This is a genomic window from Arenibacterium halophilum, assembly GCF_005938225.1.
Taxonomy (GTDB): Bacteria; Pseudomonadota; Alphaproteobacteria; order Rhodobacterales; family Rhodobacteraceae; genus Arenibacterium; species Arenibacterium halophilum.
This window is the reverse complement of record NZ_VCPC01000002.1, coordinates 772,216-786,596: the sequence shown is the minus strand read 5'-3', so window position 1 is coordinate 786,596 and position 14,381 is coordinate 772,216. Positions and strand designations below refer to the sequence as shown.

11 protein-coding genes are annotated in these 14,381 nt (G+C 61.7%); 5 read left to right on the top strand and 6 right to left on the bottom strand.

All coding sequences use genetic code 11. From position 1 onward, the window contains the following. The first annotated feature begins 42 nt into the window (after positions 1–42). Positions 43–825 (top strand): helix-turn-helix domain-containing protein, encoded by a 783-nt coding sequence (locus tag FGK64_RS10505; protein WP_210236560.1) that lies wholly within the window; start codon positions 43–45, stop codon positions 823–825. Between the two features lie 102 nt (positions 826–927). Here FGK64_RS10505 and FGK64_RS10500 read toward each other — a convergent pair whose 3' ends face one another. The 3 genes from FGK64_RS10500 to FGK64_RS10490 all read right to left on the bottom strand — a co-directional run bounded on the left by FGK64_RS10500 (position 928) and on the right by FGK64_RS10490 (position 4,476). Next, entirely contained in the window at positions 928–2,484 is a 1,557-nt protein-coding gene (locus FGK64_RS10500; RefSeq protein WP_138863742.1) for an acyl-CoA synthetase, read from the bottom strand. Positions 2,485–2,548: 64 nt separating this feature from the next. After that, a complete protein-coding gene (locus FGK64_RS10495; protein ID WP_246057725.1) occupies positions 2,549–3,667 on the bottom strand; it encodes a DUF5938 domain-containing protein in 1,119 nt (372 codons plus the stop codon). A gap of 26 nt (positions 3,668–3,693) precedes the next feature. Continuing rightward, a complete protein-coding gene (locus FGK64_RS10490; RefSeq protein WP_138863740.1) occupies positions 3,694–4,476 on the bottom strand; it encodes an SDR family NAD(P)-dependent oxidoreductase in 783 nt (260 codons plus the stop codon). 253 nt (positions 4,477–4,729) lie between these two features. Between FGK64_RS10490 and FGK64_RS10485 the strand changes: the two genes are divergently transcribed. The 4 genes from FGK64_RS10485 (at position 4,730) to FGK64_RS10470 (ending at position 9,224) form a co-directional block, all read left to right on the top strand. Beyond that, positions 4,730–5,392 (top strand): TetR/AcrR family transcriptional regulator, encoded by a 663-nt coding sequence (locus FGK64_RS10485; protein WP_138863739.1) that lies wholly within the window; start codon positions 4,730–4,732, stop codon positions 5,390–5,392. 388 nt (positions 5,393–5,780) lie between these two features. Next, positions 5,781–7,301, top strand: a complete 1,521-nt coding sequence (locus tag FGK64_RS10480; RefSeq protein ID WP_138863738.1) for an HAL/PAL/TAL family ammonia-lyase — start codon at positions 5,781–5,783, stop codon at positions 7,299–7,301. A gap of 82 nt (positions 7,302–7,383) precedes the next feature. Further along, positions 7,384–8,388: an ornithine cyclodeaminase family protein gene (locus FGK64_RS10475; RefSeq protein ID WP_138863737.1), complete on the top strand. Its 1,005-nt coding sequence runs from the start codon at positions 7,384–7,386 to the stop codon at positions 8,386–8,388. A 20-nt stretch (positions 8,389–8,408) separates the two neighbouring features. After that, positions 8,409–9,224 carry a phosphate/phosphite/phosphonate ABC transporter substrate-binding protein gene (locus tag FGK64_RS10470; RefSeq protein ID WP_138863736.1) on the top strand — a complete coding sequence of 272 codons (816 nt, stop codon included), beginning with the start codon at positions 8,409–8,411 and terminating at the stop codon, positions 9,222–9,224. 106 nt (positions 9,225–9,330) lie between these two features. On the opposite strand, the gene FGK64_RS10465 is transcribed toward FGK64_RS10470, so the two are convergent. From FGK64_RS10465 to FGK64_RS10455, 3 genes are all read right to left on the bottom strand, one after another. Further along, positions 9,331–12,432: an efflux RND transporter permease subunit gene (locus tag FGK64_RS10465; protein WP_138863735.1), complete on the bottom strand. Its 3,102-nt coding sequence runs from the start codon at positions 12,430–12,432 to the stop codon at positions 9,331–9,333. Then, positions 12,429–13,601 carry an efflux RND transporter periplasmic adaptor subunit gene (locus tag FGK64_RS10460; RefSeq protein ID WP_138863734.1) on the bottom strand — a complete coding sequence of 391 codons (1,173 nt, stop codon included), beginning with the start codon at positions 13,599–13,601 and terminating at the stop codon, positions 12,429–12,431. Before FGK64_RS10460 ends, FGK64_RS10465 begins: the two co-directional genes overlap by 4 nt. Before the next feature lie 219 nt (positions 13,602–13,820). Next, the gene (locus FGK64_RS10455; protein ID WP_342773950.1) at positions 13,821–14,351 is read right to left on the bottom strand and encodes a ferric reductase-like transmembrane domain-containing protein; all 531 of its coding nucleotides are present in this window, start codon (positions 14,349–14,351) and stop codon (positions 13,821–13,823) included. Positions 14,352–14,381: the final 30 nt, after the last annotated feature.

Genomic DNA, 14,381 nt, shown 5'->3' with positions numbered 1-14,381 from the left:
CGAGACAGCGTGAAAGCGGGTTATACTGCATCAATGGATCACATGACCTTTGCGACATCGCTACGTTCCTGGCGCGAAAAGCGCGGCTTCAGTCAGCTTGCGCTGGCCTCGGACGCAGAGATTTCGCAGCGCCATCTGAGCTTTCTGGAAACGGGGCGCAGTGCGCCGAGCCGGGACATGGTTCTGTTGCTAGCCGAAACGCTCGATCTGTCCCTACGGGCGCGCAATGACCTGCTGCACACCGCAGGCTTCGCCCACTGCTATCACGACAGGTCCGCCGACGATGAAGATGTTGCAGCAACCTACCAGGCGGTGAAAGACCTGATCGACGCGCATGCGCCCTACCCCGCCCTGGCGATGGACAGGCACTGGACAATCGTCCACGCCAACGCTGCCCTGCTTGGTCTTTTCCGGGATGTGCCCGCGCCGATGATGGCGCCGCCCGTCAATGCGCTGCGCCTGAGCTTGCATCCCGACGGGTTTGGCAAACACATCGCCAATTATCGGGAGTGGCGGCACCACATCCTGACCCGTCTTTCCGCGCAGAACAAGGCGGCCCCGGATGCGGCGACCTCGAGTTTGATTGACGAATTGAAGTCCTATCCTGTGCCATCCGGATCGCGGCCATGGACAACCGGCGCGCCAAAAGCCGTCAATCGCGTGGCGATCCCCCTGACACTCGACATCGCGAGCCGGAAGCTTTCGTTCATAAGCGCGACAACCGTGCTTGGGACGGCGATGGACATCGGATTGTCCGAGTTGACACTGGAAACCTTCCTGCCCGCCAACCGCGAAACGGCGGACTATTTGCACACGACGATCTGAAGAGTGGAAACATCGCGTCCCTAGACGGGTCTGGACCGGCAAGCGGTTTCCTGCCGCCTTGCCATGTAAGGCGCGAGGCCCAGAGTACCGGACGCGACCCCACTATCCTTTTGCCGTCGTTTTGACCTGCGCATCGCGCAATAGCATCGCCTTGATCTCGGGTTTCACAACCTTGCCCACCTTGGACCGGGGCAGATCGTCCCATATGAAAACCTGTTTCGGAGACTTCACCGCTCCGATCAACGTCTTCACATGCGCCCTGATTGCGTCCTCGTCGACGCTGTGCCCGGGGCGAGGCTGCACCACACAGACCAGCCGTTCGCCCCATTTGTCATCGGGCAGACCAATCACCGCGCAATCCTGAACCGAGGGGTGGCTTTGCAATGCCTGCTCGACTTCGATGGAATAAACGTTGAACCCGCCGGTGATAATCATGTCCTTGGCGCGGTCGACGATATAAAGAAAGCCCTCGGCGTCGAGGTAACCCAGATCCCCGGTATGTAGCCAACCGTCCCGGATGGTGTCGTCTGTCGCCTTGGGGTTCTTGTAGTAGCCAGACATGACCAGCGGCCCTTTCACGCAGATCTCGCCGCACTCTCCGACGGGAAGCGCGCGGCCCTCCGGGTCGCGGATGGTGGCATGCACCAGCGGCGCCACCCGCCCGGCCGAGCCAAGCTTGTCCGTCCGGATTTGGCCGTTGGCGGTGCGGTGATCCGCAGGCGCCATCATCGAAATCATCATCGGCGCTTCGGTCTGACCGAACAACTGCCCCATCGGGCCAATCCGCTCCAACGCCTCGATCAGCCGCACCTTCGACATGGGCGCGGCACCGTACCAGAAACACTGCAGTGACGAGAGATCGGCTCTGCCAAGCCCGGGGTGGTCAAGCAGCATGTAAATAACGGTCGGCGGCAGGAAAGTGTGCGTCACACGGTGCGCAGAGATCAGCCCGAGGAACCGGTCAAGGTCCGGCCCCTTCATGATGATGATCTCGCCGCCCTTCGCCATGATCGGAAAGCACAGAACGCCAGCGGCGTGGGTCAGCGGCGCGACAGCCAGATAGACGGGGCGGTTGGCGAAGGGATACCCCATCAGCGTCAGAGCGCTCATCATTTCGATGTTGTGGCCGGTCAGCATGACGCTTTTCGGCTTGCCGGTTGTCCCGCCCGTGCCCGGCAGCATGACAAGATCGTCCACCGGCCGAATATCGACCGGGTCATCGGACACCGGGGCCAGCCAATCGTCGAAGCACGGTGCGAAATCGGTGGCTCGGTCAAGGCAAACAAGCGCGTCAAGCTGCGTCAGTTCGGGCTGCATCCGGGCGACCATATCGGCGTAATCGCTATGAAAAATCAGAAACTTGCAGTCCGTTCCCGCCAAAAACTCTGCGTTCTCGCGGTATTCGTTGCGGGGGTTCACCGGGCACCAGACGGCACCCGCGCGCGCAATGCCGAAGACACAGGAGAAGGCGATCGGATCATTGCCCGACAGGATCGCGACCTTGTCGCCGGGCAGCACGCATGCCGCCTCCAAGGCGCGCGCGATGCGGTGGCTCAGGCGCTGGACCTCGCCGTAAGACAGGCAGCGATCGTCCATCCGCAGGCAGGGGGCCTCGGGGCCGAGGCTGGCCCCCTTGTCGAGGTAGTCGGTCAATCGCATGAGATTGCCTTTCGTAATCCAGCCCGGGGGCGGCGCGATGCACTGGACCACGCCGCTCTTATACTCAGTCTTGAACGGTCAACTGCGGCTTCATCAACAGCCCGAACGACCGGAGCTGACCCAGAAGTTCGCGGTGACCGAAGGCCTGACAGGCACTGGCAAAACCAACGCGTTTCGGCGGCTGCTGCAAAAGCGAATAGGCGGCATAGGCCTGCAACATGCCCGTTTGCTTGTAGTTGGAGTTGCCGTGGAGGACGCAATGCGCCCGTCCCAGCGGCCCCGAGGCGTAAACGCTGTCAATGGTCGTGTTCTCACGTGGGTTTTCGCGCGGTGGCATGTCTGCCGTCACCGAGTTGGCGATATCGCTCAGGGCCTTTTCCTGCTCTTCGAACGGTAGCGGACGGATCTCTTCGGCGACCATCTTGGTGGTTTGCACCACGCCTTCCATGACGGCCCTGTTCATCACGCCACCCAGCACCTTTACGTTGCTGACGCGTGGATCGTTCTTGAACCAGACCGGGTGCGCGGTGCCGCCCCAGGGCACGGCAATCGCGGTTTCGTGCATCCCCGGAACGACCACTTCGGCGCTGGCCTGAAGATCCCATTTCACATACTGGTTGCGCTCCAGATAATACCAATCCGCCTTGAGTATGGTAAAGATCGTCTGGGTGGACGCATAGGTCGGGAAACCTTTCCACAGCACCAGAATGTCGAGCGTGTCGAGGCCGGGAGTCTCGAGGCAAATGTTCGCGGCGATCTCGCCCGTGGTGTACATCTGCGCGTTGTTCGGCGACAGAAGCAGACCTTTCTCGGCGAATTTGGTGCCCCAGTCCTGTTCACATTTCAGAACCCAATCCTGTTCGCCCGTGGTGTCGGTGTAGTGAACCCCGGCTTGCAGGCAGGCCTCGACCACTTCGGGGCCGAATTTGATGAAAGGGCCGACCATGTTGCAGACCACCTGCGCCCCCCTGAACAGCTCGGTCAGCGCCTCGACGGTATGTTCAACCTGAACGACCTCGTAATCGGCGGATTCGATACCGGGGATCTTGTCGACCACGGCCTGGGTCCTTGCCTTGTCACGACCGGCCGCGATGAAGGGAATGTTGTATTCGCGCAGGTATTCGCAGACGAGACGACCGGTATAGCCGGACACCCCGTAGACGACGACGGGTTTCTTGCTCATGATAATTTCCTTTCGAAACTTCGGGCTTACATGCCCATCCCACCGTCGACGGGCAGGCCCGCGCCGGTGATGAAGCGGGATTGATCCGAGGCGAGGAAAACCGCCCCATCCGCGATGTCAGAAATCTCGGCCAGACGGCCCAGTGGCGTCTGTTCGACCACGCCGCCGATGGCGGCTTCGACGGTCTCGGCAAGGCCAAGCGCGACGATATCGTTGGCCAGCTTCAAACCCATCTCGGTCGCGGCCAGCCCCGGGTACAAACAGTTGACGCGAATGTTGAGCCCCAGCTTGCCCGCCTCCATCGCGGCGACCTTGGTCATCCGGTCCACCGCCGACTTCGTCGCCGAGTAGCCAGCTATGGCCGGAAAGGCGATCGTGGCTGCAACCGAGGCCACGTTGACAATCGCGCCGCTTTTCCCGGCCGCCCCTTCAGGCCCCATCGCGCGAAACGCATGCTTCATCCCCAGAAGCGGTCCAACGATATTCACGTCGCACATCTTGCGGATGTCGTCGGCTTCGACAGACATGACCAGCGAGGTAATTTCGACGCCCGCATTGTTGATCAGGATGTCGAATCCGCCATGCGTATCGATCGTGGCCTGAACGGCAGCTTCCCACGACGCATCCTGCGTCACATCCAGCTTCACCGCGGCTGCGCCCGCACCGATGTTCTTCGCGGTTTCCGCCGCCAGATCGTCAAGCACATCGCCCAACATGACCTTGGCCCCCTTGGCCGCCAAAGCGCGCGCAATTTCTGCGCCGATCCCCCGTGCGCCGCCCGTCACAAGCGCTGTTTTCCCGTTTAGCATTCATCTTTCCTCCCAAAAATCCGCCTTAGGGCGGATGTATTCCCGAACCTGTCGCCCGGCTCCTCAACCGGGGTGGCACAAAGGCCCCGCAAATTCTTGACAACTGTCCAAATTTTTCTGGACAACTGTCAAGGCAAAAATTTGGACAGTTGTCAAATTCTGTTCAGGCCTGTAAATTCACAGCGAAATCAGGATGCCACCCTTGGGCCATGGCAGCCACTGAACGATGAAACAGACAGGAAGGTCGCCAGGAATGCAGACCCTCGACGTCCGCGCGAGCCTTGAGAATCTGGAACGCGTCGAGGCACGCGCGCCAACGCAAGAGGCCGTCGACAAGTTCGCAAGAAAACGCATCGAGCTGGCCAAAGCCGCGCTCGAAACCCTTGCCACGCTTGGGTATGCGAACACGTCGCTCCGCGAAATCGCGCAGCATAGCCAATATTCGCATGGCGTTCTGCACTATTACTTCAGCGACAAGCTTGACCTCATCACCTGCTGTGTCAGCTATTACAAATCAATCTGCGTGACCCGCTACGACGATGTCGTGGTCGAGGCCAGCAGCGCCGATGCCCTGCTGGACGCATTTTGCGATCGCCTTGTCGAAACGCTCGAGCGCGAGGCACCGCTGCATCGGCTGTGGTACGATCTTCGGGCGCAATCCTTGTTCGAGGACGCTTTTCACGAAGATATCTCGATCATCGACCGCAAGCTGGAGGACATGGTTTGGCGGGTCTGCAACACCTATTGCGGTCTTGCCGGCGGTCACCCCACGCTGTCGCGGGCATCGCTTTACGCCGTGTTCGACGGGCTGTTCCAGCGCGCCTTGTCTGGCTATATCCACGGCGATACAGGGGCCTCGGGGCAACTTGTCAAAGAGGTACGCGACCTTCTGCCCAAGTTGGTGTCTGCGGCTTGAAGCGGGGCTCAATCCAACGATCCCTGCCCTGTACTCGGTCCACGACCCCGCAATTCGGTTTCGCAGGACCGGAGTAAACCGGCTCCTGAACAAGGGCGGTTTCCATAAACTTGCAGCTCCCGCAAGATCCATGCATCACCCGGTCGCGTCGCCGGAGCGGCCGGCGTACATTTATGCCTTACCGATTTATGTGCTGTCTTTTCCTTGGATAATCCGCATTCACAGGGGTCTGTCCCGGCACCAAGTTGAGGGCTACGTCAGCATTGTGCCCCCGCGTGGGCCGGAAAATGCCGGTAAGTGTCATTTTGTGCTTGCAGCCATGACACATCACAGGTTGTATATACCAGTACACACGTAACCACCTCGGCTAACCTCTGAAAGCGATCGCGTGCCAGACCATCCCGATATCCAGCTTGGCGATCTGCCCCCGAGTGTTTCCGACATCGCGGCCATCGCGCGCACCCGGGCGCATGTAAAGCTGTCGGTTGGGATGCAGACCCGGATCCAGGCAGCACGCGATATCGTCGAGACACAGCTTGCATGCAATGTGCCTGTCTATGGCCTGACCACGGGTTTGGGTGCGAGCGTCGATACGCGCCTCGACCTTGCGGATGTCACCGCCTTTCAGCAGCGCGTGCCACAGGCCCGCGCCGTTGGCGTGGGCACTCCGCTTCCGGTCGAAACCGTCAGGGCCATCATGGCCGCCCGCCTTGCCGGCTTTGCCGGTGGCGCTTCGGGCATTTCGTTTGGCGTGGCCCAGACGCTCGTTGATGCACTGAATGCCGGGGTGCACCCGCTTGTCTACGCGCTCGGCTCTGTCGGCGAGGCAGACCTTGCCCAGATGTCGGATGTGACACGTGGGCTGATGGGCCACGGCGAGGCGGAATACAAAGGTGAAATTCTGCCCGCCCGTGAGGCGCTGTCACGCGCGGGTTTCGCCCCGCTGAAGCTGGGCCCGCGGGACGGGCATGCGATGGTGTCGGCCAATGCCTTTTCGATCGCGCAGGCGTGTCTTGCGCTGGATGATCTGAACCGGTTGATCTCGTGGTCGCTCAGCGCCACCGCGCTGGCGTTCGAAGCGTTTCGCGCGGCCACCTCGGTGCTTGATCCAAGGGTGCTGTCGCTGCGCCCGGCTTTCGGGCAGGTCGAGGCCGGGGCGCGGCTGATGGCGTTGCTGTCTGGCAGCGCCCTGCTGAACGAGGGCGTGGCGCGACGCCTTCAAGACCCGCTCAGCTATCGTTGCGCGCCGCAAATCTGGGGCGCATTGCTGCATGCGCGCGATGAGGCCGCCGAGGCGACAGCCATCGAATTGCGCGGCCCCGGTGACAACCCGGTGGTGCTGGTCGATGACGGTATCCTCCTGCATAACGGCAATTTCGACACGACCGCGCTGGCCCTGTCGTGGGAGCGGCTTGGCCTTGCCATCGCGCAATGCGCCTCGGCCACCACGCACCGCTGCATGCAGATCATGTCGCCCGGCATCTCGGATTTGCCACGGTTCCTGTCGCCGATGGGCAGCAGTCGCAACGGGTTCGCAACGGTGCAGAAAACACTTTCGGCGCTGGAAGCCGAAATTCGCCACCTTGCCACGCCGATGGCCTTCCCCCCGATCCCGGTTGCCGATGGTGTCGAGGATCACGCATCGCTCGCACCGGGCGTTCTGGCCAAGACGGCGACGATCATCGACCGCTTTCGCCTGCTTGTCGCAATCGAACTGGTCGTCTCGGCTCAGGCGGTCGAGCTTCGCGGCGTGACCGACATGCTTGGCGAGGGCACCGCTTGGGCCTATGCGGCGGTGCGCGGCTTGGTTGCACCGCTGACCGAGGACCGCGCGCAAGGCCCGGATTTTCGCGCCATGGCCGACATGCTGCGCTCAGATCTGCCACCAACGCCAAGCGGACAAACATGAAGTCCGTCGAACCCCTTACCGCCCTCGCAGCGCTGCCAGCGCAGCCCTTTTCCAGAACGACACCATCCCGGGAGTGAAGACCATGCAGGAACTTTGGATCGACTATCTGAACGCAATCGACGTCGCTGAACTGGCGCTGACCGACGAGGAAATCCTCACGGCCGTCGAAAAAGCGCTGGCCGATCAGGGGCGCGGGGAAACCGTTATCGAGCCGCGCGTTCACCTTGTGCCGGAAAGCTCGGACAAGGGGCACTTCAACGTCCTGCGCGGCTATGTGAAATCGCTTGGCTATGCCGGTGTGAAGGTGGTTGGCGATTTCGTCGACAACTACAAGCACGGCCTGCCCTCTGAACTGGCGGTGCTGAATTTGTTCGATCCGGAAACCGGTATCCCCAAGGCCATCGTCGATGCCACTGCGATCACCGACATGCGCACCGGCGCGGTGACAGCCATTGGCGCCAAGCACCTTGCCCGCAAGGACAGCAAGGTCCTAGGTCATGTAGGCGCGCGCGGCACGTCTTACTGGAATGTCCGCCTGCTGGATCACCTGTATGATTTCGAGGAAATCCGCGTGCATTCGCGCCGTCCCGAAAGCCGCAATGCCTTTGCCGAGCGGCTGGAGCAGGATCTTGGCAAGAAGATCATCGTCACCGACAACTGGGAAGACTGCCTGAAGGATGCCGACATTCTGATCGAGGCCAGCCGCCTGCCCGAGCCGACCCCCCTGTTCAAGACATCCTGGGTCAAGAAAGGCGCCTTTGTCGTGCCCTACGGCACCATGAGCGCGCTGGAGTTCGACCTGACAGACATCATGGACAAGGTCGTGGTCGACGACTGGGGCCAGTGCGGGCCCGGCCGCCCCTACGGCGCCCTGCGTCGCCACGTGGACGAAGGCAAGGTGACCGAAGAGACCCTGCATGCCGAGATGGGCCAGATCGCCTGTGGCGCCCGCCCGGGACGTGAAAGCGACGACGAAACCATCCTGTTCTGGCACCGCGGCCTGTCATCCACGGATGTCGCGCTTGGGGCCGCCATGGTGGACAAGGCGCGCGCGATGGGTCTGGGCCAGCGCCTTCGGTTCCGTTGAACACCCAGCGGGGCCTTCGCATGACACCCCGACAAGACACGGGGCCGGTCGCCTGTTCGCGCATGTACAACGTGGCACCGGCTGCGCGGGCGGCGTGGGATGCGATGTTCGATTGGTTGTCCGAGACCACGGGGCACAGGCTGAACATCATCGGCTATGAGGCTCCGGCACCGCTGGATGGGCTTTGGGCGCGGCCAGATTTGGGGGCCGCCTTCATGTGTGGTTTTCCCTATCAGCAGCGCCCGCGCGACGCCCGGCCCTTTGTGTTGGCCGCGCCGGTTTCGACCGAAAGCTGGTCGGAAGGCGGGCCGTACTACGCCAGCCAGATCGTCATGCGGGACAGCCCCGAGGATGGCGCGGATCTGACGAAGGCCCGCTGGGCGTGGACCGTGCGAGACTCGCAATCGGGCTACAATGCGCCGCGCGAATTTCTTGCCGCGCGTGATCCTTTGGCGCGGGTTGCAACGGTTGGCCCCCTGGTCACACCGTTCGCAGTGGTCGAGGCCCTGCGGTCGGGCCGCGCGGACGCGGGTGCGGTCGATGCCTATGCCTGGCAGCTGCTGACGCTCCACGCCCCGGACCAGATTGCCGGGCTGAAGACTGTGGCGACGACCGCGCGCGCGCCCTTCCCCATGCTGGTTGCGGCGCAGGCGCTTGACCGTGCAGTTGCCGCCGATCTTGCGAAGGCCCTGCTTCGGTCGCATCAGCTGCCCGAGGCGGCGGCCCTGCTGGCAAACCTTGGGCTGGACCGGTTCGCCGAACCGGATTTCGACGCTGTCGAAGCCCTTGCAGAGCGCGCGGAGCAGACCGACTTGCAACTTGGCGGGCCTTGGTGACGCGCCGCACCGGCCGGGATCAAGAACCGTCTTTTGCCCTCCAAGCCGATCAGACAGGTTTGGACCGGTAACACGGATTTGGTCCAATACAGCGCCACCTGCGTTTTCAAATTTGGGCGCGGGCCGCGATCAGCTCTTCTTCCAGACGCGCCTCTTCCCGCGCTTTGGGCGCCGAGAACCGGGCCAGCAACAGGTAGGCGACCGGTGTCAGGTAAAGCGTTGAAAGCGTCGCCAGACCAAGTCCGCCAACGATGACCCAACCCAGAGCTTCGCGTGCCTCGGCCCCCGCCCCGGTTGAAATCACCAATGGCACGCCGCCCACGACCGTCGAGGTCATGGTCATCATGACGGGGCGGAGCCGGACGGTCGCGGCATCCAGAATCGCATCATGCACAGACTGGCCCTTATCACGCAGCTGATTGGCAAATTCGACAATCAGAATTCCGTTCTTGGCCATGATCCCGATCAGCATGACCAAACCGATCTGACTGTAGACATTCAGGCTCTGCCCCGTCAGCAGCAGTGCAAAGACCGCGCAGGCCAAGCCAAGCGGGACCGTGGCCATAACCACCACAGCTGAGATAAAGCTTTCGAACTGGGCGCCCAGAACCAGAAACACCACAAGAATCGCAAATCCGAAGGTGACAAGCAGGCCAGAGGTTGTCTGGTCCAGCGTTGCAGCCTCGGCCAGCGGCACGATCCGGTTTTCATCCGACAGAACCTCGGCGCCAATCGCGCGGACTTGTGTCATCGCATCGCCAAGCGACAATTCGGGAGTAAGCCCAGCCGTCAGTTCGACCGAACGGTTCTGCCCCTCGCGGTCAAGTTCGGGGGCAATGGCGCGTTCCTCAAGCGTCACGAAGCTGGACATCGGCACCATCAGCCCGCTGCCCGTCTGGACGAAAATGTTCTCCAGATCGCCCGGATCGTTGATCGGATTTGAGGTGGAGAGCATCTGGACGTCATAGCTCTTGTCCTCGATGAACACCGAACTGACCTTGCGGCCGTCCAGCATGGCCTGCAGCGCACGGCCAAGCCCGGTGATGTCGATATCCAGATCCGCGGCCAGAGATCTGTCGATCTGAACAAAGATCTGCGGCTGCGTGCGTTCATATTCCAGTTGAACCTGCCCCATGTCGGGGTTCTGGCGCAGGCGTTGCACGATCTCTTCGGCGGCATCCGCCAGTTGCTCGTAACTGCTGCCCGTGATGGCGAAGGCAAGGCCCCTGCCCGCGCCACGGATGCCAAGCGAGTTGGGCTGGATCACGAATGCACGCACGCCGATCACGTCGGACAGCTTTGCCCTGATATCGCGCACGATGTCCTGCTGCCCCCGGCTTCGGTCTTCCCATTTGGCCAGTGTGAACACCATGAACCCGCGGTTATCGGCGCTAAATCCACTGAAGGCGAAGGTATGCGAAATCTCACCCTCTTCGATCAGCGGCGACACGGCCTCCTCGATCTCGTTCATCTTGGACTGCGTATAGGCCAATGACACCCCCTGCGGTGCCGTTATGCTCAGCAGCACGACACCGCGATCCTCGGACGGGGTGAGTTCCTGCCGTATGCCGCCAGCGATCATGGCGGCGGTCGCAGCGACGAAAACGGCGATCAGCACGATCAAGGCGGGCATGGCCAAAGCTGCACGCAAGGACGCCTCATAGAGCCGCATAAGACGAGTCCCAAGCCAGATCATCGGGCCGGTCGCGTTTTTCTTCGGCGGTTTGGTCAGAAATCGACTGGCAAGAACCGGACACAGGCTAAGCGCGACGATGGACGACAGCAGCACCGACATGGCCAGCGTGAACCCGAATTCGCGAAACAACCCGCCTGCCTGCCCCGGCAGAAAAGACAAAGGGACGAAGACGGCGGCGAGAGTCGCGGTTGTCGTGACGACCGCAAAGAAAACTTGGGATGTTCCATGAACCGCCGCAGCGCGCGGCCCCATTCCGGCCGCACGCTGCCGAACGATGTTTTCCAGCACGACGATGGCATCGTCCACCACCATTCCGGTCGCCAGGACCAAAGCCAGCAGCGTCAGGATATTGACCGAAAAGCCAGCCAGATAGATCGCGGCCAGCGTGCCGACCAGCGCCACCGGAAGGGTCAGCGCCGGGATAAGCGTTGCACGAAAATCGCGCAGGAACAGGAAGATGACAGCCACAACGATGGCGACGGCAATCCCAAGTGTCTTGAGCACCTCGGCAATCGACCCGGAGATAAAGACCGCGTCATCGGACGTCACGATGACCTCGACATCTTCGGGAAGGGTGCGGTTCAGCTCGGCGACAACCTCGTGCACGCTTTCCGAGATTTCCAGCGTGTTCGACGTAGACTGCCGGATGACACCGATGCCAACACCCTGCTGGCCATTGGCACGCAGGATCGTCTCTCCGGGTGCGGGGCCCAAGGTCACCTGTGCGACATCGCCGATAGTGACGTTGTTCATGAGCTCAAGCGCGGCAAATGCCTCGGTCGTTGCCACATTCGCCGTCGTGCGCACGTTGATGGACTGGCGGTCACCGGCCAGATCGCCCGCGGGCGTATCAAGGGCCACGTTGGACAGGGCCCTCTCCATATCCGCCAGCGTCAGCCCCCTGCTGGCCAGCTCGAGTTGGTCGATGTCGACACGAAAGATCGGCTCGCGGTCTCCATAGATCTGAAGGTCGGCAACCCCTTCGATAGATATCAGCCGATCCTCGACCCGGTCCTGTACAATGGCCGTCAGTTCCTGCGGCGAACGCCCGTCCGAAATTACCGCGATCCGCATGACAGGCTGCGCGTTTGCATCGGCTTTGACGACTTCAGGGCGATCCGCGTCTTCGGGCAAGTCGTTGACAATTCTTGCGACGGCATCGCGCACATCTGTCGCGGCGACGTCGACGTCAATGCTGTCGTTGAACTCGACCGTGACACGGCTGCGTCCAAAGCGCGAGTTTGACGAAATGCTGCGCACCCCGGACACCCGCCCGACCGCGCCCTCGATCCGACCCGTCAATTCCTGATCGACGGATTCCGGCGAGGCGCCTGGAAACGGAGTCGTGATCGTCACCACGGGCCGGTCCACATTGGGCAACTCGCGAATTTCCGCGCCAACCAGTCCGGCAACCCCGGCAAGAACGATAAGCGCGTTCAGGACAAAGGCCAGTATTGGCCGGCGGACGAACAATGCCGTGCCGGGTGCATCGGATTTGGAGGGTGCGCTCACAACCGAGCCCCTTGCGCCGTAAGCAAGCCGGCAGACGCAGCTTCTTCCTCTTTGGCAACGGGGGTTACCTTGCTCCCTGCCCGCAAGGTCTGGACCCCCTCGGTGACGATCATGTCGCCCGGTTTCAGGCTATCTGACGTGACGAGAACCGCATCGGTGTTGCGCTGCACGATTGCCACCGGCACCTCTTCGGCGACGCCATCGCGAACGGCCCAGACGTGGGGGCCGGTGCTGGACCACCGAAGCGCAAGGGGGGCGACCGACAACAACGTTTCGCCGGGAAAAGACAGGCTTACCGAAAAGGCCATTCCATCGCGCAACATATCCTGCTCGTTCGACACCCGCCCCCGAACCAGCAACGTTCTGCTGGCGCGGTCCACAACGGCGTCAATCGCAGCGACTTCTCCTACCAAGGGCCGCTCGGACAGGCCCAGAGGGGTCACATCAATGCTCTGACCGATCGCAATCTTTCCGACAACCCGTTCGGGAACACGGAAATCAATCAGAATGTCTGATCGATCGGTGATCGTGACAAGGATATCCTGCGGGCTGACCCGGTCGCCCACTTCAAGGTCGATGATCCCGATCGACCCGGAAATCGGCGCCCTGATCTGACGTTCCGACAGATCGAATTCTGCCTGACGCACGGCCAGTTCCGCGCTTCGAAGCGCCAGTTCGGTTTCCAGCATCCGCACCTCTGTGACGGCGCCTGTCGCGGCCAATTGCGTGATCCTCTCCGAGTCGGCGACACTGTTCTTCAGCTCGATCTGCGCACGTTCCAGCGCGATCTGTTCCGCCTGATCCTGAAGCTGCACGATGACGGTGCCGCTTTCCACATACTGGCCGGCTTCGAGTGCCAGATCGGTGACGGTGCCTTCGGCGTTCGCCCTGACGCTAACGGACCGGCGGGCCCTGCCATTGCCTATGGCCGTGATGTTATCCGCAAGCACGCGTTCCCCGACCCGCTCGGTCACCACGCGCGCCGCGCTGTCAGGTCTTGACCCGCGCTGCGGTCCGGCGTCCTGGGCTTGCGGAGCCTCTATACCCAGAAGATCAAGCAGGCCGACCCGATTCAGAAACGGCAGCGCCGCAGGCACGTAAGCGATCCAGACGTAAAGCCCGACAGCAAGCAAGGCGCAGCCGAGGATGATTTGCCGAAGCGCATACATTGAAGGAGCTTTCGTTTAGTTTGACTGTTAACGGAACTCTAGCATCAAGAGTCAGAACGCATAGACATTAGATGCGCGTGCGGCATGCCTGTTTCTGCGCCCGTTTGTCGCCAAGGTTCTATTTTCACCGGCGGTCGAGTCCACGGGATCAAAAGTCGCCAACATCAAATATCCGAGAGCGATGAATGATCCTGCAACAAAAACCCGACATCTCAATCATCAGCGGAGCATTCGCCAGACGCGGCGGCGGCGCAGAACCCACACGGCAGCAGCCACCACGACAAGACAAAGCCCCAGTTTCGTCGTCACCTCCATTGCCCCCTGAATAAGCCAGGCATGTATGACCGTTCCTGACACGATCACAACTGCCGCCGCGTTGTGCCCAAGCCGCCAGGCGCGCAACCCCAGTCGTTTTCGGAAGGCGGCAAGACCCGCGGTGGCAAATACGGCCCACATCGCCACCACACCCCAGACGGAAAACGGTGTTGGCGACCGGAACAGCAGAACGTCAACCACATCTGGCGGGCTGGTTATCCAAAGCCCCGCCACATGGAGAAAGACCGCGATCACCAGTCCCGCGCCTGTCCAGATATGGGCGCGCCGTGCGGGCACTCCGGGAAGAACGCCTGCGATCAACAGGAACTGCACCAGCAGCAGTGCAAGGCCGACGATCCCGGCAAATCCGGCGATGATGTAAACCGGGTCGCGCCATTGCAAAAGCGGACTTTGCGCAGCGGCGATCAGTGGCACGGCAATTGCCAAAACCAGCGCCGACCATAT